This is a genomic window from Streptomyces sp. NPDC030995 (assembly GCF_055571215.1).
Genome location: NZ_JBVIFS010000001.1, coordinates 1 through 23,942 on the forward strand (window position 1 = coordinate 1; position 23,942 = coordinate 23,942).

The following is a 23,942-nucleotide window of genomic DNA, read 5'->3' on the forward strand; positions in this document are numbered from 1 at the left end:
CACAGCAGCCTCGGTTACCAAAGCCCAGCCGAGTACGAAAACACCGCAGCCTGAGCAACACATAGAACCTGTCCGCCAAACAGGAACAACCTCAGGACCGGCCCGACACGGAGAGACGATGAGACTGACGGGAAACCCCCAAACCCACTCTGATCCCGGTCGAGGGGCTCCCGCGACTCGCAGCCACCGCCGCACGGCCTGATGGCATCCGCTGAGCTCCGGTCCACCGAAGCCACCGCCGCACCGTCTAATGCCGTCCGCCGAGCTCCGGTCCACCGAAGCCACCGCCGCACAGCCCAGTGCCGTCCGCCGGGCTCCCGCCCCCGAAGCCACCCCCGCACAGCCCGATGCCGCCCGCCCGGGCTCCGCCCACCGGCACCACCGCCGCACGACCCGACCCCGCCCGCCGGCATCCCGCCCCCCGAAGCCCCGCCCCGCCCCCCGCTCCCCTTGACGTAGTTAGTGATTGAGCACTAACTTAGTCGCATGGCAAGGATGAGCGCAGACGAGCGGCGGGAGAGCGTCATTCGTGCGGCGGTGCACGAGTTCGCCCGGGGTGGTTACTACGGGACCTCCACCGAGGCGATCGCCAAGCGGGTGGGTGTTTCGCAGCCGTATCTCTTCCGGTTGTTTCCGAACAAGCCCGCCATCTTTCTCGCCGCCGCCGAGCGTTGCCTGCGGGAAACCCGCGAGGTCTTCACCGCCGCCTCCGAAGGGCTGTACGGCGAGGAGGCCACGCGAGCCATGGCGAACGCCTACACCCGGCTCATCGCCGAGGATCCCGACAAGCTCCAGATGCAGCTCCAGATGTACGTCACCGTCGCCGCCGCCGAGGCGGCCGGGGATCACGAGCTCGGCGAGCTCGTCCGCAAGGGGTGGCTGGAGCTCTGGGACGCGGTTCACGTGCCGTTCGGTGGCGACGTGAAGGAGACCACGACCTTCATGGCGTACGGGATGTTGATCAACACCCTCGCCGCCATGGGCTTCCCGCCCGAGCACCGGGTCTGGGAGGGGCTGTACCCCGAGGCCCAGAGCAAGGGCCGCCTGGAGAAGTGAGAGCGCGCCGCCTGCCTGGCGCGCCCGACCGCGCTCACCCACGGGTGTACTCATGAGCGCGAAAGTTAGTCAGCAATAACTAACAAGCCCGCAGGGGGAATCGTGAACACGCAGCAAGGCACGGACACGGACATGGGCACGAACACCAAGCTCCGCGGGCCCGCCGTCTGGGCCCTCATCCTCACCGGCGTCGCCAGCTTCATGGCCGCCCTCGACAACCTCGTCGTCACGACCGCGCTCCCCGCCATCCGGGAGGACCTCGGCGGCAAGCTGGAGGACCTGGAGTGGACGGTGAACGCCTACACGCTCACCTTCGCCGTCCTCCTCATGTTCGGCGCCGCCCTCGGCGACCGGTTCGGGCGCCGGAAGCTGTTCATAGTCGGGCTGGCGGTGTTCACCGGAGCCTCCGCCGCGGCCGCCCTCTCGCCCGGCATCGACGCCCTCATCGCCGCCCGCGCCGTCCAGGGCGTCGGCGCCGCGATCATGATGCCGCTCACCCTCACCCTGCTCACCGCTGCCGTTCCCGCTGCCCGTCGTGGCATGGCCCTCGGCATCTACGGCGCCGTCACCGGCCTCGCCGTCGCCAGCGGCCCCCTCATCGGCGGCAGCCTCACCGAGCACATCTCCTGGCAGTGGATCTTCTGGCTGAACGTCCCGATCGGCCTCGCCCTGATCCCGCTCGCCCGGCTGCGCCTCGCCGAGTCCACCGCCCCGAACGCCCGCCTCGACATCCCCGGCACCCTGCTCATCAGCGGCGGCCTCTTCGGCATCGTCTACGCCCTGGTGAACGCCAACGCCGAGGGCTGGACCAGTGCCCCCGTGCTGACCGGGCTGATCGCGGGCACCGCCCTCGTCGGCGGGTTCATCCACCACGGCTACAACAGCGCCAACCCCATGCTTCCCATGCGGCTCTTCCGCAACCGCGGCTTCCTCGGGATCAACCTGGCCAGCCTGCTGATGTTCCTGGGGATGTTCGGCTCGATCTTCCTGCTCAGCCAGTTCCTCCAGGGCGTCTCCGGTTACTCCCCCACCGAGGCCGGACTGCGCATGCTCCCCTGGACCGGCATGCCGATGATCGTCGCGCCGATCTCGGGCATCCTCTCCGACCGGATCGGCGGCCGCCCGGTCGTCGCCGCCGGGCTCGCGCTGCAGGCCCTCGGCCTCGGCTGGTTCGCGATGATCCTGAGCGCGGACCTCTCGTACGCCGCCCAGCTCCCGGCGCTGATCATCAGCGGCATCGGCATGGGGATGTACTTCGCCCCCGCCTCCAACGTCCTGATGTCCACCGTGACCCCCGCCGACCAGGGCAAGGCCTCCGGCACCAACAACGCCCTCCGCGAGGTCGGCGGAGCCCTCGGTGTGGCCGTCCTGGCCTCGGTCTTCTCCGCCCAGGGCGGCTACGAGTCCCCGCAGGCCTTCACCGACGGCACGATCCCCGCCCTGTGGATCGGAGCCGGCGCGGTCGCCGTGGCCGCCGCCCTGGCCCTGCTGCTCCCGCGCAAGGAGAAGCCCGCCCCGGTCGTCGTCGCCGCCGAGGTCCCGGACCGGATCCCCGCGGCAATGTAGCAATCGAAAGGCCAGTCAGACCCTTACGGTCAAGTGATCCGAGCGAAGGAGTGCCCGCCATGCCCGACATTCCCTGGTCCACGCCCACCCAGGCCGCCACCGCCGACGCCGAGGTCTACGTCATGGCCTCCCGTTTCGAGACCGCCACCCTCACCGGCGCCGTCAGGTTCTTCCTCAAGACCCCCGGCATCATCGGCCAGATCCGCAAGGCCCCCGGCGCCCACGGCGTCGCCCTGCGGGCGCGCGTCCTCGGCCGGACCTTCCTCACCCTCTCCGCATGGGAGGACCGGGACGCGCTCTACCGCTTCGCCCGGAGCGAGCCCCACCGCTCCAGCTCCCGGGCCGCGGCCGCCTTCATGAAGGAATCGGCCTTCACCTTCTGGACCGTACGGGCCTCCGAGCTGCCCATCGGCTGGGAGGAGGCCGAGCGCCGCCTCGCCGAACAGACGTCGAACTACTGAGCCACGGTCCGTGGCCCCGCAGGGATGCGAGGGGTACGGACCGTACTCTTGTCCACGTGCAGGAACTCCACGACGCCCCCCTCGCCCCGCTGACCACCTTCCGCCTCGGTGGCCCCGCAGCCCGCCTGGTCACCGCGACCACCGACGCCGAGGTGGTCGCCGCCGTCCGCGCCGCGGACGAGAGCGGCACCCCGCTCCTGGTCATCGGCGGCGGCAGCAACCTGGTCATCGGGGACCGGGGCTTCGACGGCACCGCCCTGCGCATCGCGACCACCGGCTTCGTCCTGGACGGCACCACCCTGGAGCTCGCGGCCGGCGAGAACTGGAGCGACGCCGTCGCCCGCACCGTCGAGGCCGGCCTCGCCGGTATCGAGTGCCTCGCCGGAATCCCCGGCTCCGCCGGTGCGACGCCCATCCAGAACGTGGGGGCGTACGGCCAGGAGGTCTGCGACACCATCACCGAGGTCGTCGCCTACGACCGCACCACCGGCGAGACGGTCACGCTGAGCGCCGCCGAATGCGCGTTCACGTACCGAAACAGCCTCTTCAAGCACCAGCCCGAGCGGTACGTCGTCCTGCGCGTGCGCTTCGCCCTGGAGGACGCGGGCGGCCTGTCCGCCCCGATCAAGTACCCCGAGACCGCCCGCGCGCTCGGCGTCGAGGCCGGCGACCGCGTCCCGGCCGCCACCGCCCGCGAGACCGTGCTGCGCCTGCGCGCCGGCAAGGGCATGGTCCTGGACCCCACCGACCACGACACCTGGTCGGCCGGCTCCTTCTTCCACAACCCGATCCTGACCGACGAGGCCTACGCCGCCTTCCTCGCCCGCGTCCAGGACCGCCTCGGCCCCGACACCGCGCCGCCCGCGTACCCCACCGGCGACGGCCGTACGAAGACCAGCGCGGCCTGGCTGATCGACAAGGCCGGTTTCACCAAGGGCTACGGCACCGGCCCCGCGCGCATCTCCACCAAGCACACCCTCGCCCTCACCAACCGCGGCGAGGCCACCACCGAGGACCTCCTCGCCCTGGCCCGCGAGGTCGTCGCGGGCGTCCACGCGGCCTTCGGCGTCACCCTGGTCAACGAGCCGGTGACGGTCGGCGTCAGCATCTGAGGAGCCCCGGCCGCCCATGCTCTGTCCCCTGCACGGGGCCGGTACGGACCCCACCCGGCTCGTGGGCCGCACGCTCAGCCGAGTCGTCGCGTCCTGGCACGTCAGCGACGGCGAACGCTCCGAGGCGCCCCTCGACGTCTGGCTGATCGACAGCGTCGGCGACTCCATCAGGATCACCACCGGGTCCGACCAGTGCCTCATCGTCGAGTCGGCCGCACCGCACGAGCCGTACGACATGGGGGAGTGGGGCCGCATCGAGGTCGGCGAGGACCTCGGCGACCACCCCTTCCTGCGCCACCTCGGCGAGACCGTCGCCTCGGTCGCCGAGTTCGCGCTGCCCGAGCAGGGCCGCACCCACCTGGAGATCGGCTTCCCGGACGGCGGCCGGGTGCGCGCCGACTGCTACGAGGGGGACCTGCGGCTCACCCGGTGAGCCAGTGGTCGATCCCGGCCAGCAGCTTGGCCTGTACGTCCTCGGGCGCGGCCGAACCGCGCACCGACTGGCGGGCCAGCTCGGCGAGCTCCGCGTCCGTGAAGGCGTGGTGGCGGCGGGCGATCTCGTACTGGGCCGCGAGCCGGGACCCGAAGAGCAGGGGGTCGTCGGCGCCCAGCGCCATGGGAACCCCGGCCTCGAAGAGGGTGCGCAGCGGCACGTCCTCGGGCCGCTCGTAGACGCCGAGCGCCACGTTGGAGGCCGGGCAGACCTCGCAGGTGATCTGCCGGTCGGCGAGCCGCTTGAGGAGGCGGGGGTCCTCGGCGGCCCGTACGCCGTGCCCGATGCGGGCGGCGTGCAGATCGTCGAGGCAGTCGCGGACCGAGGAGGGGCCGGTGAGCTCGCCGCCGTGCGGGGCGGCGAGGAGGCCGCCCTCGCGGGCGATGGCGAAGGCCCGGTCGAAGTCACGGGCCATGCCGCGGCGCTCGTCGTTGGAGAGCCCGAAGCCGACGATGCCGCGGTCGGCGTAGCGGACGGCGATGCGGGCGAGGGTGCGGGCGTCGAGGGGGTGCTTCATGCGGTTGGCGGCGATGAGGACCCGCATGCCGAGGCCGGTCTCGCGGGACGCGGAGTCGACGGCGTCGAGGATGATCTCGACGGCCGGGATCATCCCGCCGAGCAGGGGCGCGTAGGAGGTGGGATCCACCTGGATCTCCAGCCAGCCGCTGCCGTCCCGTACGTCCTCCTCCGCGGCCTCGCGGACCAGGCGGCGGATGTCGTCGGGCTCGCGGAGGCAGGAGCGGGCGGCGTCGTAGAGCCGCTGGAAGCGGAACCAGCCGCGCTCGTCGGTGGCGCGGAGCTTCGGGGGCTCGCCGGCGGTGAGGGCGTCCGGGAGGCGGACGCCGTACTTGTCGGCCAACTCCAGGAGGGTCGATGGTCGCATCGAGCCGGTGAAGTGCAGGTGGAGGTGGGCTTTCGGCAGAAGCGTGAGATCGCGTGCGTGCTCCATCTGGTGATCCTGCCGTACCGCTGCGCTTGGCGGGAGGGGGTTTTACCGATCGGGGGCTTGCTCGAACGTGCGAGTGGGCGCTGCGGGGGCCTTCCGGGCGCTGCCCGGACCCGCGCCTCAAGCGCCGGCGGGGCTGAAAGCCCCTGGGGCTCCGCCCCAGACCCCGCGCCTCAAACGCCGGCGGGGCTGGATGGGGCGGCGGGGCTGGGTGGGGCAACTGGGCCGGATGGTGCGGCAGGGCAGGAGGGTGTGTCGGGGCTGGATGGTGCGGCAGGGCAGGAGGGTGTGTCGGGGCTGGATGGTGCGATGGGGCGGCTGCGCTGGATGTGCCTGAGCGGCGCTACCCCGGCCGGGGAGGCGCCGCTCAGGTTCGTGCTGCCGTCCGCGCTAGGACTTGGCCTCGGCCAGGAGCTTCTGGACGCGGGACACGCCCTCCACCAGGTCCTCGTCGCCCAGGGCGTAGGACAGGCGCAGGTAGCCGGGGGTGCCGAAGGCCTCGCCCGGGACGACCGCGACCTCGACCTCGTCCAGGATCAGGGCGGCGAGCTCGACGGAGCTCTGGGGGCGCTTGCCGCGGATCTCCTTGCCGAGGAGGGCCTTGACCGAGGGGTACACGTAGAACGCGCCCTCGGGAGTCGGGCAGACGACGCCGTCGATCTCGTTCAGCATCCGCACGATCGTCTGGCGGCGGCGGTCGAAGGCGGTGCGCATCTCGTGGACGGCGTCCAGGTTGCCGGAGACGGCGGCGAGCGCCGCGACCTGGGCCACGTTGGAGACGTTGGAGGTGGCGTGCGACTGGAGGTTGGTCGCGGCCTTCACGACGTCACGGGGGCCGATGATCCAGCCCACGCGCCAGCCGGTCATCGCGTACGTCTTGGCGACGCCGTTGACGACGATGCACTTGTCGGCCAGCTCGGGGACGATCGCCGGGAGCGAGACGAACTTCGCGTCGCCGTAGACGAGGTGCTCGTAGATCTCGTCGGTCAGGACCCACAGGCCCTTCTCGGCGGCCCAGCGGCCGATCGCCTCGGCGTCGGCCTCGCTGTAGACGGCGCCCGTGGGGTTGGACGGGGAGACGAAGAGGACGACCTTCGTGCGCTCGGTGCGGGCCGCTTCGAGCTGCTCGACGGAGACGCGGTAACCCGTGGTCTCGTCGGCGACGACCTCGACCGGGACACCGCCGGCGAGACGGATGGACTCCGGGTAGGTGGTCCAGTACGGAGCCGGGACGATGACCTCGTCACCCGGGTCCAGGATGGCCGCGAAGGCCTCGTAGATCGCCTGCTTGCCGCCGTTGGTCACCAGGACCTGCGACGCGTCGACCTCGTAACCGGAGTCGCGCAGCGTCTTGGCGGCGATCGCGGCCTTCAGCTCGGGCAGGCCGCCGGCCGGCGTGTAGCGGTGGTACTTCGGGTTGCGGCAGGCCTCGACCGCGGCCTCGACGATGTAGTCCGGGGTCGGGAAGTCGGGCTCGCCGGCGCCGAAGCCGATCACCGGGCGCCCGGCGGCCTTGAGAGCCTTGGCCTTGGCGTCGACGGCGAGGGTGGCGGACTCGGAAATGGCGCCGATACGGGCGGACACCCGGCGCTCGGGGGAAGGCGTTGCAGAGGTCATGCGGGCAATCGTCCCAGACGGCCAAGAAGCGCCGCACACCGTTTCAGTCAACGGACCGGAGCATGTCCGGATGGCTTCTGTTCGACGTCAGGGTCCGGTTCACGTACACTCACCTGTCGTTGGACCTCGCCAGCCGCTGCAAAGCGTGAGCACTCCGTGCACTCGCTTGGATGCGGTAGGTTGGGGGACGCAAAGGGTCGTAGCTCAATTGGTAGAGCACTGGTCTCCAAAACCAGCGGTTGGGGGTTCGAGTCCCTCCGGCCCTGCTCCACACTCCTTCTCGGATGTGTGTGCGCAGGTACGTACTTAGATGCAACGCCGTGCGGCGCAACCGGGCGCGGTACGGCCACGACCCGGATTCAGGTGAGAGACGTGACGGACGCCCTGGGCTCCATCGACATGCCTGACGCCGAGGACGAGACTCGCGAGAAGAAGGCCCGCAAGGGCGGCAAGCGCGGCAAGAAGGGTCCTCTGGGCCGGCTCGCGCTTTTCTACCGCCAGATCGTCGCGGAACTCCGCAAGGTTGTCTGGCCCACTCGCAACCAGCTCACGACGTACACCACTGTGGTGATTGTCTTCGTCGTCATCATGATCGGTCTGGTGACCGTGATTGACTTTGGGTTCGAGAAAGCCATCAAGTTCGTCTTCGGCTGATCCCCGCGGGGGGCGGCGCCTTGATGGGTGCCGCCCGTTTTCGCATGTTCCACCACCTTTTGTATTCCAGGAAGAAGCAGCCACCGTGTCTGACCCGAACCTGAACGCGAGCCACGACTCCGTCGAGTCCGTCGAGGACGCGCTCGACATCGTCGAGGCGGCGGACGCTGTGGACCCTGACGAGGCCGAGCGCGCCGACGCCAAGGCGGGTGTCGCCGCCGAAGAGGCCGCGATGCACGTCGAGTCCGCCGAGGGCGAAGACGCGGACGAGGCTGACGCCGAGGTCGAGGACGACGCCGAGGTCGAAGAGGCTGCCGACGACGCCGAGACCGAGGTCGAGGCCGAGGTCGACGAGGAGGCCGAAGAGGCCGCCCCGGTCGAGCCCGCCGAGCCCGTCGACCCCATCCAGGCCCTGCGCGAGGAGCTGCGTCTCCTCCCCGGCGAGTGGTACGTGATCCACACCTACGCCGGCTACGAGAAGCGCGTGAAGGCCAACCTGGAGCAGCGCGCCGTCTCGCTGAACGTCGAGGAGTTCATCTACCAGGCCGAGGTGCCCGAGGAAGAGATCGTCCAGATCAAGAACGGCGAGCGCAAGAACGTCCGGCAGAACAAGCTGCCCGGTTACGTTCTCGTCCGCATGGATCTGACGAACGAGTCCTGGGGCGTCGTCCGCAACACGCCTGGCGTCACCGGCTTCGTCGGCAACGCGTACGACCCGTACCCGCTGACCCTGGACGAGATCGTCAAGATGCTCGCCCCGGAGGCGCAGGAGAAGGCCGCGAAGGCCGCTGCGGAAGAGGCCGGTCTGCCCGCGCCCGCCGTCAAGCGGACGATCGAGGTCCTGGACTTCGAGGTCGGCGACTCGGTCACCGTCACCGACGGCCCGTTCGCGACGCTGCAGGCGACGATCAACGAGATCAACCCCGACTCGAAGAAGGTCAAGGGCCTCGTCGAGATCTTCGGTCGCGAGACCCCGGTCGAGCTCAGCTTCGACCAGATCCAGAAGAACTGACTCTTCTGAGACAACGCTTCCGGACAGGTCAGATCGCCCCGTGAAGGGCGGTCTGACCTGCTCGGTTTTTAGCCCCGCACCGATACCCGTTATCGTGGTGCGGTATGCCTCCATCCGGATGACCGGTTGGCGGCGAAAAACTCTCACTAGGACCCGGAGAGAGCAATGCCTCCCAAGAAGAAGAAGATCACGGGGCTCATCAAGCTCCAGATCAAGGCCGGTGCGGCCAACCCGGCTCCGCCGGTCGGCCCCGCGCTCGGTCAGCACGGCGTCAACATCATGGAGTTCTGCAAGGCCTACAACGCCGCGACCGAGTCGCAGCGTGGCATGGTCGTGCCGGTGGAGATCACGGTCTACGACGACCGTTCCTTCACCTTCATCACCAAGACTCCGCCGGCCGCGCGCCTCATCCTGAAGCACGCGGGCGTGGAGAAGGGCTCCGGCGAGCCTCACAAGACCAAGGTCGCGAAGCTCACGGCCGCCCAGGTCAAGGAGATCGCCGAGCTGAAGATGCCCGACCTGAACGCCAACGACATCGACGCCGCCGTGAAGATCATCTCCGGCACCGCGCGTTCGATGGGCATCACCGTCGAAGGCTGATCCAGCCACCCTCCAGCACCACCAGTGGTAGGACCAAGCGCTGGTCCGCACCACGACTCCACGCCTGAAGAAACAACACAGGAGCAGAAGTGAAGCGCAGCAAGACTCTCCGCGCTGCGGACGCCAAGGTCGACCGGGAGAAGCTGTACGCCCCGCTCGAGGCCGTCCGTCTCGCCAAGGAGACCACCACGACCAAGTTCGACAGCACCGTCGAGGTCGCCTTCCGCCTGGGTGTCGACCCGCGCAAGGCCGACCAGATGGTCCGCGGCACCGTGAACCTCCCGCACGGCACCGGCAAGACCGCCCGGGTCCTGGTCTTCGCGACCGGTGACCGTGCTGCGGCCGCGGAAGCCGCCGGCGCCGACATTGTCGGCGACGACGAGCTGATCAACGAGATCGCCAAGGGCAACCGCCTCAACGAGTTCGACGCCGTTGTGGCCACCCCGGACCTCATGGGCAAGGTCGGCCGCCTCGGCCGCGTGCTCGGTCCCCGTGGCCTCATGCCGAACCCGAAGACCGGCACCGTCACCATGGACGTCGCGAAGGCTGTCACCGAGATCAAGGGTGGCAAGATCGAGTTCCGCGTCGACAAGCACTCGAACCTGCACTTCATCATCGGCAAGGTCTCCTTCTCCGATGAGCAGCTGGTCGAGAACTACGGCGCGGCCCTGGACGAGATCCTCCGTCTGAAGCCGTCCGCCGCGAAGGGCCGCTACATCAAGAAGGCCGCCCTGAGCACCACGATGGGCCCCGGCATCCAGCTGGACTCCAACCGCACCCGGAACCTCCTCGTCGAGGAAGACCCGGCTGCTGTCTGAGCCTGATGGCTCACTGAGTGGCTGAACGGGCCCCTCGCCTCCCTTCACGGGGTGGCGGGGGGCCCGTTTTCCGTGTTTCGGGCCACACATCGACCGGTGCGGGGCGGTCGGCCGAGCGATCCGGCACCGGGGCGACGTAGGGTCCCTTTGACCGAACGATCAATCAAGGGGTGGGGGCCTCCGTGTCCGTGTACCGGAACAAGACCGTCGGCGCCGCGCTGGCCGCCGTACTGCTCGTGGGCGGCGCTACGGCGTGCGAGAACGACAAGGGCGACAAGAAGGACTCCGGCAAGGCCGCGGCCGGTGCGTCCGCGCAGCCGGGCAAGCCGGGGGACGGTGGCAACGCCACCGAGGCGCTGACCGCGGCGTACAAGAAGACCTCGGCCGCCAAGTCGGCCAAGGTCCGCATGACCATGTCGATGCCCGCCTCCCTCGGCGGCGGCAGCACCGTGGAGATGACGGGCGTCCAGGGCTGGGACCCGAGCGTCATGGACATCACCATGAAGGGCGGGCTCACCGCCGCCGACAGCGCCGACTCGATGCGCATGATCATGAAGAACGACGTCATGTTCATGGAGATGCCGGCAGACTCGCCGATGTCCGCGGGCATGGACGGCAAGCGCTGGATGAAGCTCGACATGAACGCCGCCGCCGCCGCGGGCTCGGGAGACGCCGAGGCGCTGAAGAAGTTCGGCGGCCTGGGCGGGGCGGAGCAGAGCCAGGACCCGGCCAAGCAGCTCGCCCTGCTGCTCAGCTCGCCGAACGTGAAGCACCTCGGGGCCGAGAAGGTCGAGGGCACGGACGCCGAGCACTACAAGGGCACCCTGACCCTGGAGGAGATGCTCGCCGCGAACGAGTCCTCCAAGGCGCTGACCGAGGCCGACCGCAAGAAGCTGGTCGATGCCACGAAGACGGCCGGCATCAAGGGCTACGACATGGACGTCTGGGTCAACAAGGACGGTTACCCGGTCCACATGAAGGTCAGCATGGGCATGCCCCAGGGGGCCATGAACATCGACGCCTACTACTCGGACTACGGCTCCGCGGCCACCGTGCAGGCCCCGCCGGAGAACGAGACGCTCGACCTCTTCGGCATGCTCAAGGAGCTGGGCGCGGCCGGTGCGGGCGCCGGCGCCGGGGCCTGAGCGAGCCGCGCGTTTTACGAGTAACAAGATCCATTCATGGGGGAGAACCAGATGAACAAGGCTGTCCGGAACCGGGCCGGTATCGCGATGGCGGGTGCCGCACTGCTCGTGGGCGGCCTCACCGCCTGCGGCGACGGCAAGGCCGGCGCGGGGGACGGCAAGGCGGGCGGAAAGGGGGCCGACGCCAAGGCGCACTCGTCCGTGGAAGCGGTGAAGGCGTCCTACCTGAAGACGGTGGCCGCCAAGTTCGCCAAGGCGGAGCTGTCCATCGTCGGGAGCGACGGCAAGACCAGCGGCCAGTCCGGCACGAAGGGCTGGTACCCGTCCAGCCACGACGTGACGCTGAAGGGCGAGAAGGAAGACACTCGCTCGATCATGATCGGCGACATCATCTACACCCACCTGGGCGAGCCTCTCGAAGGCAAGACCTGGATGCGGATGAACCTGTCCAGGGACGGCAAGCCGGGGGTCCGGCTGAACGACGACCCGGCCGAGTACCTCGCGATGCTGCTGGGCCAGGAGAAGCTCACGCACGTCGGCGCCGAGAAGACCGACGGCATCGACGCCCAGCACTACAAGGGCAGCTTCACCAACGATGAGCTGCTCAAGGCGGACGAGTCCACCAAGGTCATGGAGGAGAAGAACCGCCAGTACCTCCACGAGTCCCTGAAGCACGTCAAGACCCTCGAGGTCGACCTGTGGATCGACAAGGACGGCTACCCCGTCCGCGTCGACTCCGTCAGCACGGACGGGAAGGGCTCCACGAAGACCACGGCGAAGTTCTCCGACTTCGGCAAGGCCGCTCCCGTCCAGGCGCCGCCGGCCGATCAGGTCGTCGACCTCAGCGCGAGCCTCGCGGAGACCGACCGGAAGCTGAAGGAGACCGACCAGAAGCTGGAGGAGGCCGGGGAAACGCTGAAGGAGGCCGACAAGACGCTGCGGGACGCCGGACTGGGGGGCCTCGACGGCTCCTGAGGCCGTCCCGAGGCGACCCGAGGCCGCCCTCCGGCCGACCTCGGACCGACCTCAGGCGGTCCTGAGGTCGGTCACCAAGGTCCGGTCCTGAGGCGATTTGCCTCGGCTGGACCCCTTCACGTAGTCTTCCCCAGAAGCCAAAGACCGCTGGTCGTTGCCGTGCCCGCAAGGGTGCGGCGGCCGAAGGATCCGCTGAGCGCGGACGTCCTGCGCAGGTGTTCGTGGAAAGGCTCCCGGAGCAATTCGGTTGAGCTTACGCCCCGTGCGCATGCGCCGGGGCGTTTCGTATGTTCCAGCCCCTTCTGAGCGGTCCTCATCACCCGGAAGGAGGCCGAAGCACTATGCCGACGCCCAACAAGGCTGCCGCGGTAGCCGAGCTCAAGGACGCGTTCCAGAGCTCGAACGCCGCCGTGCTGACCGAGTACCGGGGTCTCACTGTCGCGCAGCTCAAGACGCTGCGTCGTTCGCTCGGTGAGAACGCCCAGTACGCCGTGGTGAAGAACACGCTGACCAAGATTGCGGCCAACCAGGCCGGGATCACCGCGCTGGACGAGCACTTCGCTGGTCCGACCGCGGTCGCCTTCATCACCGGTGACCCGGTGGAGTCGGCGAAGAGCCTGCGTGACTTCGCCAAGGACAACCCGAACCTCATCATCAAGGCGGGTGTCCTTGATGGTAAGGCGCTCACCGCCGATGAGATCAAGAAGCTTGCGGACCTCGAGTCCCGCGAGGTTCTGCTCAGCAAGCTGGCCGGCGCGTTCAAGGGCAAGCAGTCTCAGGCTGCCTCGCTCTTCCAGGCGCTGCCGTCGAAGTTCGTCCGCACCGCGGAAGCGCTTCGCGTCAAGCTCGCCGAGCAGGGCGGTGCCGAGTAATTCGGCTCGCGCACTGATCCACGCCGCCTAGTGCGTGGGTCGTAGCGGGCCGTTACGCCCGCCTCTATATACATCCGGCACCTGCCGAATTAGTGGAAGGATCGCCCATCATGGCGAAGCTCTCTCAGGACGACCTCCTCGCCCAGTTCGAGGAGATGACCCTCATCGAGCTCTCTGAGTTCGTGAAGGCCTTCGAGGAGAAGTTCGACGTCACCGCCGCCGCGGCCGTCGCCGTTGCCGGCCCCGCCGCCGGTGGCCCGGCCGCCGAGGTCGCCGAGGAGCAGGACGAGTTCGACGTCGTCCTCACCGCCGCCGGTGACAAGAAGATCCAGGTCATCAAGGTCGTGCGTGAGCTGACCTCCCTGGGCCTCAAGGAGGCCAAGGACCTCGTCGACGGTGCGCCGAAGCCCGTCCTCGAGAAGGTCGCCAAGGAGGCCGCTGACAAGGCCGCCGAGGCCCTCAAGGGCGCCGGCGCCTCGGTCGAGGTCAAGTAACACCTCTGGAGCCTCTCCGAGGCTCCAACCAAGGGCGATCACCCGTAAGGGTGGTCGCCCTTTGGCGTACTCGCAGTGCCTGACTTGCCCTGGTCTCGTTGGGGAGTAGGGTGATCATCGTTGTCTCGAAGCAGGGTCCGAAGATGATCCGCTCGGAGCACGGGGCCTTGACGAACGGGACGCGGCGCGCAATTCTCAGTCCCGTCGACAGGTCGGCCACCTGGATCCGAGATCCGAGGCATGGATCGACTACGAAGAGGGCAGTACTGATACGCGCTCTGTGTGCGAGCGCCGCAGCGTTGGACGCAGTGTTGGTTGAACACGGTGTTGGTTGAACGAGTGGGGAAGGCCTGTTGCCGGTTTCCGGAAACCTGGTCTGGACATCAGTGAGCCAAGTGGCTACACTGACCCTTTGCGCTGCCTGTTAGCTGTCCCCTGCCCGTCGCCAGGGACATGCCCACGCTTGAGCACACTTGATTGAACCGCCCTGACCTGGATTTTTAACCAGATTTGGGGGGCCCGTCTTCTGTGTCTGCTGGGACCGGTACGCGCGTAGTGAGTCCGAGCCCTCGGAAGGACCCCCTCTTGGCCGCCTCGCGCAACGCCTCGACCAATACGAACAACGGTGCCAGCACCGCCCCGCTGCGCATCTCCTTTGCAAAGATCAAGGAGCCCCTCGAGGTTCCGAACCTCCTGGCGCTGCAGACCGAGAGCTTTGACTGGCTGCTCGGCAATGCTGCCTGGAAGGCTCGCGTCGAGTCGGCGCTTGAGAGTGGACAGGACGTCCCCACCAAGTCCGGTCTGGAAGAGATCTTCGAAGAGATCTCGCCGATCGAGGACTTCTCCGGGTCGATGTCGCTGACCTTCCGCGACCACCGTTTCGAGCCGGCGAAGAACTCTGTCGACGAGTGCAAGGAGCGCGACTTCACGTACGCGGCTCCGCTGTTCGTCACGGCCGAGTTCACGAACAACGAGACCGGAGAGATCAAGTCTCAGACGGTCTTCATGGGCGATTTCCCGCTCATGACCAACAAGGGCACCTTCGTCATCAACGGCACCGAGCGTGTCGTCGTGTCGCAGCTTGTCCGTTCCCCCGGTGTCTACTTCGACTCCTCGATCGACAAGACGTCCGACAAGGACATCTTCTCCGCCAAGATCATCCCGTCCCGGGGTGCCTGGCTGGAGATGGAGATCGACAAGCGCGACATGGTCGGTGTCCGCATCGACCGCAAGCGCAAGCAGTCCGTCACCGTCCTCCTGAAGGCTCTCGGCTGGACCACCGAGCAGATCCTCGAGGAGTTCGGCGAGTACGAGTCCATGCGCGCCACCCTGGAGAAGGACCACACCCAGGGTCAGGACGACGCGCTGCTCGACATCTACCGCAAGCTGCGCCCGGGCGAGCCGCCGACCCGCGAGGCCGCTCAGACGCTGCTCGAGAACCTCTACTTCAACCCGAAGCGCTACGACCTCGCCAAGGTCGGCCGCTACAAGGTGAACAAGAAGCTCGGCGCCGACGAGCCGCTCGACGCCGGTGTGCTCACCACCGACGACGTCATCGCGACGATCAAGTACCTGGTCAAGCTGCACGCCGGCGAGACCGAGACGACCGGCGAGTCCGGCCGTTCGATCGTGGTCGAGACCGATGACATCGACCACTTCGGCAACCGTCGTCTGCGCAACGTCGGCGAGCTCATCCAGAACCAGGTCCGCACGGGTCTGGCTCGTATGGAGCGCGTCGTGCGTGAGCGCATGACCACCCAGGACGTCGAGGCGATCACGCCGCAGACCCTGATCAACATCCGGCCGGTCGTCGCCTCCATCAAGGAGTTCTTCGGCACCAGCCAGCTGTCCCAGTTCATGGACCAGAACAACCCGCTGTCGGGTCTGACGCACAAGCGTCGTCTCTCGGCGCTGGGTCCCGGTGGTCTGTCCCGTGAGCGGGCCGGCTTCGAGGTCCGTGACGTTCACCCGTCGCACTACGGCCGCATGTGCCCGATCGAGACCCCTGAAGGCCCGAACATCGGTCTGATCGGCTCGCTCGCCTCCTACGGCCGCGTCAACGCGTTCGGCTTCGTCGAGACCCCGTACCGCAAGGTCATCGACGGTGTCGTCACCGACGAGGTCGACTACCTGACGGCCGACGAGGAAGACCGCTTCGTCATCGCCCAGGCCAACGCCGGCCTGTCCGAGGACATGCGCTTCACCGAGAACCGCGTACTGGTTCGTCGTCGTGGCGGCGAGATCGACTACATCGCCGGCGACGACGTCGACTACATGGACGTCTCCCCGCGCCAGATGGTGTCCGTCGCGACCGCGATGATCCCCTTCCTGGAGCACGACGACGCCAACCGTGCCCTCATGGGCGCGAACATGATGCGCCAGGCCGTTCCGCTCATCAAGGCGGAGGCCCCGCTCGTCGGCACCGGCATGGAGTACCGCTGTGCGGTCGACGCCGGTGACTCGATCCGTGCGGAGAAGGACGGTGTCGTCCAGGAGGTCTCGGCCGACTACATCACCGTCGCCAACGATGACGGCACGTACACCACGTACCGCGTCGCCAAGTTCTCCCGCTCGAACCAGGGCACCTCGGTCAACCAGAAGGTCATCGTCAACGAGGGTGACCGGATCGTCGAGTCCCAGGTCCTCGCCGACGGACCGGCGACCGAAGAGGGCGAGATGGCCCTCGGCAAGAACCTGCTCGTCGCGTTCATGCCGTGGGAAGGTCACAACTACGAGGACGCGATCATCCTGTCGCAGCGCCTCGTACAGGACGACGTCCTCTCCTCGATCCACATCGAGGAGCACGAGGTCGATGCCCGTGACACCAAGCTCGGCCCCGAGGAGATCACCCGGGACATCCCGAACGTCTCCGAGGAGGTCCTCGCGGACCTCGACGAGCGCGGCATCATCCGCATCGGTGCGGACGTAGTCGCCGGCGACATCCTGGTCGGCAAGGTCACGCCCAAGGGTGAGACCGAGCTGACCCCGGAGGAGCGCCTGCTCCGCGCGATCTTCGGTGAGAAGGCCCGCGAGGTGCGTGACACCTCGCTCAAGGTCCCTCACGGTGAGATCGGCAAGGTCATCGGTGTCCGCGTCTTCGACCGCGAGGAGGGCGACGAGCTTCCTCCGGGCGTGAACCAGCTGGTCCGCGTCTACGTCGCCCAGAAGCGCAAGATCACCGACGGTGACAAGCTCGCCGGCCGCCACGGCAACAAGGGTGTCATCTCCAAGATCCTTCCGATCGAGGACATGCCCTTCCTTGAGGACGGCACGCCGGTCGACATCATCCTGAACCCGCTGGGTGTCCCGTCCCGAATGAACCCGGGACAGGTCCTGGAGATCCACCTCGGCTGGCTCGCCAGCCGCGGCTGGGACGTCTCCGGGCTCGGCGAGGAATGGGCCGAGCGGCTGAAGGTCATCGGCGCCGACAAGGTCGCGCCGGGTACCAACGTCGCCACCCCGGTGTTCGACGGTGCGCGTGAGGACGAGCTCGCGGGCCTGTTCGAGCACACCATCCCGAACCGTGACGGCGACCGCCTGGTCCTGCCGTCCGGCAAGGCGCGTCTGTTCGACGGCCGCTCCGGTGAGCCGTTCCCGGACCCGATCTCGATCGGGTACATGTACATCCTCAAGCTCCACCACCTGGTCGATGACAAGCTCCACGCTCGGTCGACCGGTCCGTACTCGATGATCACGCAGCAGCCGCTGGGTGGTAAGGCACAGTTCGGTGGCCAGCGCTTCGGTGAGATGGAGGTGTGGGCGCTCGAGGCTTATGGCGCCGCTTACGCCCTCCAGGAGCTGCTGACCATCAAGTCCGACGACGTCACCGGCCGCGTGAAGGTCTACGAGGCCATCGTCAAGGGCGAGAACATCCCCGAGCCGGGCATTCCCGAGTCCTTCAAGGTGCTCATCAAGGAAATGCAGTCGCTCTGCCTCAACGTGGAGGTGCTGTCCTCGGACGGCATGTCCATCGAGATGCGCGACACCGACGAGGACGTCTTCCGCGCGGCGGAGGAGCTCGGTATCGACCTGTCCCGGCGCGAGCCGAGCAGCGTCGAAGAGGTCTGACGGGCCTGACGGGGGGCTCGCTCAAGAGCCCCCCGTCATCCCCGGGACCGTTCAGACCATGATTGAGACTCGACCCCGAAAGAGGGATTGACGCACAGTGCTCGACGTCAACTTCTTCGACGAGCTGCGGATCGGCCTTGCCACCGCGGACGACATCCGAACCTGGTCGCACGGCGAGGTCAAGAAGCCGGAGACCATCAACTACCGCACCCTCAAGCCCGAGAAGGACGGACTCTTCTGCGAGAAGATCTTCGGTCCTACCCGGGACTGGGAGTGCTACTGCGGCAAGTACAAGCGTGTCCGCTTCAAGGGCATCATCTGTGAGCGTTGTGGCGTCGAAGTCACGCGCGCCAAGGTGCGCCGTGAGCGGATGGGCCACATCGAGCTTGCCGCTCCCGTCACCCACATCTGGTACTTCAAGGGCGTCCCGTCGCGCCTCGGCTACCTGCTGGACCTCGCGCCGAAGGACCTCGAGAAGGTCATCTACTTCGCCGCGTACATGATCACGTTCGTGGACGACGAGCGCCGCACCCGCGACCTCCCGTCCCTGGAGGCGCACGTCTCCGTCGAGCGCCAGCAGATCGAGAACCGCCGCGACGCGGACCTCGAAGGCCGTGCCAAGAAGCTCGAGACCGACCTGGGCGAGCTTGAGGCCGAGGGCGCGAAGGCCGACGTACGCCGCAAGGTGCGCGAAGGTGCCGAGCGCGAGATGAAGCAGCTCCGTGACCGCGCCCAGCGCGAGATCGACCGCCTCGACGAGGTGTGGGCCCGCTTCAAGAACCTCAAGGTCCAGGACCTGGAGGGCGACGAGCTGCTCTACCGCGAGCTGCGTGACCGCTTCGGCACGTACTTCGACGGCTGCATGGGCGCCGCCGCGCTGCAGAAGCGTCTGGAGTCCTTCGACCTCGAGGAGGAGGCCGAGCGCCTCCGCGAGATCATCCGTACCGGCAAGGGCCAGAAGAAGACCCGTGCGCTCAAGCGCCTCAAGGTCGTCTCCGCGTTCCTGCAGACCAGCAACAAGCCCAAGGGCATGGTGCTCGACTGCGTGCCGGTCATCCCGCCGGACCTGCGTCCGATGGTGCAGCTGGACGGTGGCCGCTTCGCGACCTCCGACCTGAACGACCTGTACCGCCGCGTGATCAACCGCAACAACCGTCTGAAGCGTCTCCTCGACCTCGGTGCCCCCGAGATCATCGTGAACAACGAGAAGCGCATGCTTCAGGAGGCCGTGGACGCCCTCTTCGACAACGGTCGTCGTGGTCGTCCGGTGACCGGTCCCGGTAACCGTCCCCTGAAGTCCCTCAGCGACATGCTGAAGGGCAAGCAGGGTCGATTCCGTCAGAACCTTCTCGGTAAGCGCGTGGACTACTCCGCGCGTTCCGTGATCGTCGTCGGTCCCCAGCTGAAGCTGCACCAGTGTGGTCTGCCCAAGGCCATGGCGCTGGAGCTCTTCAAGCCGTTCGTGATGAAGCGCCTGGTCGACCTGAACCACGCGCAGAACATCAAGTCGGCGAAGCGCATGGTCGAGCGCGGCCGCACGGTCGTGTACGACGTGCTCGAAGAGGTCATCGCCGAGCACCCGGTTCTGCTGAACCGTGCGCCCACGCTGCACCGCCTCGGCATCCAGGCCTTCGAGCCCCAGCTGGTCGAAGGCAAGGCCATCCAGATCCACCCGCTCGTCTGCACCGCGTTCAACGCGGACTTCGACGGTGACCAGATGGCCGTGCACCTGCCGCTCTCCGCGGAGGCGCAGGCCGAGGCCCGCATCCTGATGCTGTCCTCGAACAACATCCTCAAGCCGGCCGACGGCCGTCCGGTCACGATGCCGACCCAGGACATGGTCCTCGGTCTGTTCTTCCTGACCACCGACGGTGAGCTCCGTGACGTCAAGGGCGAGGGCCGCGCGTTCGGCTCCACGGCCGAGGCGACCATGGCGTTCGACAACGGCGAGCTCGCGCTCCAGTCGTCCGTCGACATCCGCTTCCCGGTGGGCACCATCCCGCCGCGTGGCTGGGTGCCGCCGGTCGCCGAGGAAGGCGAGCAGGAGTTCCAGCCGGGCGACAGCTTCCGTCTGCGCACCACCCTGGGCCGCGCGCTCTTCAACGAGCTGCTGCCCGAGGACTACCCGTTCGTCGACTACTCGGTGGGCAAGAAGCAGCTCTCCGAGATCGTCAACGACCTGGCGGAGCGCTACCCCAAGGTCATCGTGGCGGCGACGCTCGACAACCTGAAGGCGGCCGGCTTCCACTGGGCGACCCGTTCGGGCGTCACCGTGGCCATCTCCGACGTCGTCGTGCCCGAGGCCAAGAAGGCCATCGTCGCGGGCTACGAGGCGATGGACGAGAAGGTCCAGAAGCAGTACGAGCGCGGTCTGATCACCAAGGACGAGCGCACGCAGGAGCTCATCGCGATCTGGACCAAGGCGACCAACGAGGTTGCCGAGGCGATGAACGCGAACTTCCCCAAGACGAACCCCATCTTCATGATGGTTGACTCGGGTGCCCGAGGAAACATGATGCAGATGCGACAGATCGCCGGTATGCGTGGTCTGGTGTCGAACGCGAAGAACGAGACCATCCCGCGTCCGATCAAGGCGTCCTTCCGTGAGGGCCTCACCGTTCTGGAGTACTTCATCTCCACGCACGGTGCCCGTAAGGGTCTGGCGGACACCGCCCTGCGTACCGCCGACTCGGGTTACCTGACCCGTCGTCTGGTGGACGTCTCGCAGGACGTGATCATCCGCGAGGAGGACTGTGGCACCGAGCGCGGTCTGAAGCTGAAGATCGCCGTTCGCGGCGAGGACGGCGTGCTGCGCAAGGCCGACGACGTCGAGACCTCGATCTACGCCCGCATGCTGGCCGAGGACGTCGTCATCGACGGCAAGGTCATCGCGCCGGCCAACGTCGACCTCGGTGACGTGCTCATCGACGCCCTGGTCGCCAACGGCGTCGAGGAGGTCAAGACCCGCTCGGTCCTGACCTGTGAGTCCGCGGTCGGCACCTGTGCCTTCTGCTACGGACGCTCGCTCGCCACCGGCAAGCTGGTCGACATCGGTGAGGCGGTCGGCATCATCGCCGCCCAGTCCATCGGTGAGCCCGGTACCCAGCTGACGATGCGTACCTTCCACACCGGTGGTGTGGCCGGTGACGACATCACGCAGGGTCTGCCGCGTGTCGTCGAGCTCTTCGAGGCCCGTACCCCGAAGGGTGTCGCCCCGATCTCCGAGGCCGCCGGCCGCGTGCGGATCGAGGAGACCGAGAAGACGAAGAAGATCGTCATCACGCCCGACGACGGCAGCGACGAGACGGCGTTCCCGATCTCGAAGCGCGCCAAGGTCATCGTGCACGAGGGCGACCACGTCGAGGTGGGCCAGAAGCTCACCATGGGTGCCACCAACCCGCACGACGTGCTGCGCATCCTCGGCCAGCGTGCCGTCCAGGTCCACCTGGTCGGCGAAGTCCAGAAGGTCTACAACTCGCAGGGCGTGTCGATCCACGACAAGCACATCGAGATCATCATCCGGCAGATGCTGCGCCGCGTGACGATCATCGAGTCCGGCGACGCGGAGCTCCTGCCGGGCGAGCTGGTCGAGCGGTCGAAGTTCGAGACCGAGAACCGTCGTGTGGTCACGGAGGGCGGTCACCCCGCCTCCGGCCGTCCGCAGCTGATGGGTATCACCAAGGCCTCGCTCGCGACCGAGTCCTGGCTGTCGGCGGCGTCCTTCCAGGAGACGACCAGGGTTCTGACGGACGCGGCGATCAACGCCAAGTCCGACTCCCTGATCGGCCTCAAGGAGAACGTCATCATCGGTAAGCTCATCCCGGCCGGTACGGGTCTCGCCCGCTACCGCAACATCCGGGTGGAGCCCACCGAGGAAGCCAAGGCCGCGATGTACTCGGCCGTCGGTTACGACGACATCGACTACTCGCCCTTCGGCACCGGCTCCGGCCAGGCTGTCCCCCTGGAGGACTACGACTACGGCCCGTACAACGGCTGAGTCGCGCAGAGTACGTAACCGCAGGGCGGTCACCCAAGAGGGTGACCGCCCTGCGGCGTTCCGCTACCCGGCTGACCGGAGATGCGGCTGGAGGTGGTGCAGCCGGGTGCGGTGATGCGGATGGGACGAGAGCAGCAGGCGCAGTGTGCTGGGCTCATCTTCCTCGGGCTGTGCGGCGAGCACCTGGGCGAGCTGTGGAGCGAACCCCAGTTCCGCGGCATGGCGGTCGGCCCGTAGCTCCGCGCGCCGGCCCACGGCGGCAATCAGGAAGGGGAGCGCCGCCAGCAGCAGTGGCAGCCCGAACGTCCTGGTCACTGCCCAGTACGAGATCCATCCCAGAGCCGCCGCCAGCACCAGCGCGGCTGGGGCGGAGACCCGTTTCGTGCCGCGCAGCGCGGAGCGTACGACCGGCCTCAGGGCCATCCACAGAAGCCGCCCCGGGAGGGCGTACCACCAGCTGAGAAGTCGTGCCCACGTATGGCCCGCGGTGTGGTGTCCCAGCTCGTGCGCGAGTACGGCCGCCAGCTGCGAGGTCGGCAGTGTCTCCAGGGAGTGCCGGGTGACGATCAAGAGGTGGCCGCCGGCCGACGTGGCGGTGACCTCCCCGCTCGCCTCGATCCACACCTCGTAGCGGCTGCCGTCCACCCCGGCGCGGGCCGTCACCTCTCTCCATACCGGTGCCAGAACGGCGAGCTCGTGCGGCGCGGGATGCTGGAGGCGCAGCAGATAGCGGGCGAGGAGTGCCTCGGTGGGCCGATGGAAGCCGAGGGCACCGGCTACCAGCCAGAGCGCCACCGGTATCCCGTAAGGAATCCCGGTCGCGGATTGAAGCTCCCGGCTCAGCAGCAGGACCAGCAGCACGCTGAACCCGACGCCGGGCAGGTGGAGGGCGAGGGCACCGACGGTCGCGAGGTCGGTGGCGTAGCGATGGGCCCGGTAGTGCATGCGGGTGCCCGGTGCGTGCTTGTAGTCCAGATCGTCGTCGGGCTCGGACGGCTGCCGCACGGTCATCCCTTCTCCGGTGCGACGGGGGTCCGGCCATAGCCGGGTGGCAGGTCGCCAGAGGGGGAGTCGTCCAGGACATCGGGATCGACAGCACCCGAGCTGCCCGGTAGTCGCTGGGTGAGCACTTCGCTGAGTGCGCGGAACGCGTGCCGTCGGGGTTCGGCCAACTCGTGATTCTCTGCCGAGGAGGTGTCGAACAACTTGGTGACCAGCTCTAGCTGGGCTTCGACCAGGCTCTTCTGGTCCTCTCGGAGGTTGGCCATCACCACCTTCGTATCTTCAGGGTGCTGACTCAGATACCAGGCCCAGGCCTGCACGCCGCCCTGCTCCAGGTAGTTCTCGTACAGCTTGATCTTCTGGGCACGCAGGCGCACGAGGGCTGCCTTGCGCCGCTCCTCCGCGGCATCGGCCTGCTCCCCGAGTACTTGCCCGAGGATGTCTTCGCTGGTCTTGTGCTGAATGCCCTGCATGCGGATCTCGTGCTCGATCGCCTCCTTGTTCCGGTGCAGGCGCAGCGTCCATGAGGTGTCCAGGCCGACACTCGTCCCCAGGGGAGCCCAGTCGGCTGCCGTGGTCAGTAGCTCGGACTCGGCGGAGGCACTGTCGGTGACGGCGTGCCGTCGCACGATGCCGCGGGCAGACCGTTCCAGCTGTTCGAGCAGGAGGCGCGGCACGTTCCGTTGCCCGCTGGAGACGAACAGCACCGGATCCGCCACGCGCCAGCGCAGCTGTACGTCCGCCCGGAACTCCAGGGCGTCGTTGGTGCTGGGGAGCTGCAGCTCGGCCCGGACGAAGTGGACACCCATGTCCACCTCGTACACGGCGCTGAAGCGACTGGTCGTTCTCGGGCGGTGCGGCGGGTGGAACACCGTGTACTCGCCCTGCTTGGTGGCGTAGACGAGACAGTGGTCGAAGCGGGTCAGCCGCTTGCGGCGCAGGCTGAGCCGGGCGAGCTGGCGGACACTGATCACCGGGTCGATCAGCTCGGTGTGCCTGTCGGCGGGCTGTAACCAGTCGAACGCGGTCGAGGACATCCGTGGTCTCCTTGAGG

Annotated in this window: 19 protein-coding genes and 1 tRNA gene; 16 read left to right on the plus strand and 4 right to left on the minus strand. The window is 67.8% G+C overall.

All coding sequences use genetic code 11. From position 1 onward, the window contains the following. Positions 1-486 precede the first annotated feature (486 nt). The 5 genes from ACZ45T_RS00005 to ACZ45T_RS00025 all read left to right on the plus strand — a co-directional run bounded on the left by ACZ45T_RS00005 (position 487) and on the right by ACZ45T_RS00025 (position 4,628). The gene (locus tag ACZ45T_RS00005; protein WP_468435751.1) at positions 487-1,056 is read left to right on the plus strand and encodes a TetR/AcrR family transcriptional regulator; all 570 of its coding nucleotides are present in this window, start codon (positions 487-489) and stop codon (positions 1,054-1,056) included. Positions 1,057-1,188: 132 nt separating this feature from the next. Continuing rightward, on the plus strand, positions 1,189-2,622 hold the full coding sequence (locus tag ACZ45T_RS00010; RefSeq protein ID WP_468436967.1) for an MFS transporter: 1,434 nt from the start codon (positions 1,189-1,191) through the stop codon (positions 2,620-2,622). A 59-nt stretch (positions 2,623-2,681) separates the two neighbouring features. After that, the gene (locus ACZ45T_RS00015) at positions 2,682-3,083 is read left to right on the plus strand and encodes a DUF3291 domain-containing protein (RefSeq protein ID WP_468435753.1); all 402 of its coding nucleotides are present in this window, start codon (positions 2,682-2,684) and stop codon (positions 3,081-3,083) included. After that, positions 3,080-4,195, plus strand: a complete 1,116-nt coding sequence (locus ACZ45T_RS00020) for a UDP-N-acetylmuramate dehydrogenase (protein WP_468436969.1) — start codon at positions 3,080-3,082, stop codon at positions 4,193-4,195. The genes ACZ45T_RS00015 and ACZ45T_RS00020 overlap by 4 nt, the downstream gene beginning before the upstream one ends. 16 nt (positions 4,196-4,211) lie before the next feature. Next, positions 4,212-4,628 (plus strand): hypothetical protein, encoded by a 417-nt coding sequence (locus ACZ45T_RS00025; RefSeq protein ID WP_360890908.1) that lies wholly within the window; start codon positions 4,212-4,214, stop codon positions 4,626-4,628. Here ACZ45T_RS00025 and ACZ45T_RS00030 read toward each other — a convergent pair. Next, entirely contained in the window at positions 4,618-5,637 is a 1,020-nt protein-coding gene (locus ACZ45T_RS00030) for an adenosine deaminase (RefSeq protein ID WP_468435755.1), read from the minus strand. The two genes, ACZ45T_RS00025 and ACZ45T_RS00030, sit on opposite strands and share 11 nt — an antisense overlap. 387 nt (positions 5,638-6,024) lie before the next feature. Then, positions 6,025-7,251, minus strand: coding sequence for a pyridoxal phosphate-dependent aminotransferase (locus ACZ45T_RS00035; RefSeq protein WP_468435757.1), 1,227 nt, complete (start codon positions 7,249-7,251; stop codon positions 6,025-6,027). Positions 7,252-7,444: 193 nt separating this feature from the next. On the opposite strand from ACZ45T_RS00035, the gene ACZ45T_RS00040 reads away from it, so the two are divergent. The 11 genes from ACZ45T_RS00040 (at position 7,445) to ACZ45T_RS00090 (ending at position 21,886) form a co-directional block, all read left to right on the plus strand. Beyond that, a tRNA-Trp gene (locus tag ACZ45T_RS00040) sits at positions 7,445-7,517 on the plus strand. Positions 7,518-7,623: 106 nt separating this feature from the next. After that, complete coding sequence (secE, locus tag ACZ45T_RS00045) at positions 7,624-7,905, plus strand: preprotein translocase subunit SecE (protein ID WP_030388883.1); 282 nt, start codon at positions 7,624-7,626, stop codon at positions 7,903-7,905. 85 nt (positions 7,906-7,990) lie between these two features. Beyond that, complete coding sequence (gene nusG / locus ACZ45T_RS00050) at positions 7,991-8,917, plus strand: transcription termination/antitermination protein NusG (protein WP_468435759.1); 927 nt, start codon at positions 7,991-7,993, stop codon at positions 8,915-8,917. A gap of 165 nt (positions 8,918-9,082) precedes the next feature. Beyond that, positions 9,083-9,517 carry a 50S ribosomal protein L11 gene (gene rplK / locus ACZ45T_RS00055; protein ID WP_030710298.1) on the plus strand — a complete coding sequence of 145 codons (435 nt, stop codon included), beginning with the start codon at positions 9,083-9,085 and terminating at the stop codon, positions 9,515-9,517. A gap of 89 nt (positions 9,518-9,606) precedes the next feature. Further along, complete coding sequence (gene rplA / locus ACZ45T_RS00060) at positions 9,607-10,335, plus strand: 50S ribosomal protein L1 (RefSeq protein ID WP_468435761.1); 729 nt, start codon at positions 9,607-9,609, stop codon at positions 10,333-10,335. 182 nt (positions 10,336-10,517) lie between these two features. Then, positions 10,518-11,480, plus strand: a complete 963-nt coding sequence (locus ACZ45T_RS00065) for an SCO4651 family lipoprotein (RefSeq protein WP_468435763.1) — start codon at positions 10,518-10,520, stop codon at positions 11,478-11,480. 36 nt (positions 11,481-11,516) lie between these two features. Next, entirely contained in the window at positions 11,517-12,455 is a 939-nt protein-coding gene (locus ACZ45T_RS00070) for an SCO4651 family lipoprotein (protein WP_468435765.1), read from the plus strand. Between the two features lie 341 nt (positions 12,456-12,796). Further along, a complete protein-coding gene (gene rplJ / locus ACZ45T_RS00075; protein ID WP_008739730.1) occupies positions 12,797-13,327 on the plus strand; it encodes a 50S ribosomal protein L10 in 531 nt (176 codons plus the stop codon). A 110-nt stretch (positions 13,328-13,437) separates the two neighbouring features. Further along, positions 13,438-13,821: a 50S ribosomal protein L7/L12 gene (rplL, locus tag ACZ45T_RS00080; protein WP_468435767.1), complete on the plus strand. Its 384-nt coding sequence runs from the start codon at positions 13,438-13,440 to the stop codon at positions 13,819-13,821. 585 nt (positions 13,822-14,406) lie between these two features. Next, positions 14,407-17,889, plus strand: coding sequence for a DNA-directed RNA polymerase subunit beta (rpoB, locus tag ACZ45T_RS00085; protein ID WP_468435769.1), 3,483 nt, complete (start codon positions 14,407-14,409; stop codon positions 17,887-17,889). A 97-nt stretch (positions 17,890-17,986) separates the two neighbouring features. Then, complete coding sequence (locus ACZ45T_RS00090; protein WP_468435771.1) at positions 17,987-21,886, plus strand: DNA-directed RNA polymerase subunit beta'; 3,900 nt, start codon at positions 17,987-17,989, stop codon at positions 21,884-21,886. A gap of 63 nt (positions 21,887-21,949) precedes the next feature. Here the strand turns inward: ACZ45T_RS00090 and ACZ45T_RS00095 are convergent, their stop codons facing one another. Together ACZ45T_RS00095 and ACZ45T_RS00100 are read right to left on the minus strand one after the other, a co-directional pair. Beyond that, positions 21,950-22,897 carry a M48 family metalloprotease gene (locus tag ACZ45T_RS00095; protein WP_468435773.1) on the minus strand — a complete coding sequence of 316 codons (948 nt, stop codon included), beginning with the start codon at positions 22,895-22,897 and terminating at the stop codon, positions 21,950-21,952. Further along, the gene (locus tag ACZ45T_RS00100) at positions 22,894-23,925 is read right to left on the minus strand and encodes an SPFH domain-containing protein (RefSeq protein WP_468435775.1); all 1,032 of its coding nucleotides are present in this window, start codon (positions 23,923-23,925) and stop codon (positions 22,894-22,896) included. Before ACZ45T_RS00100 ends, ACZ45T_RS00095 begins: the two co-directional genes overlap by 4 nt. Between the last annotated feature and the right edge of the window lie 17 nt (positions 23,926-23,942).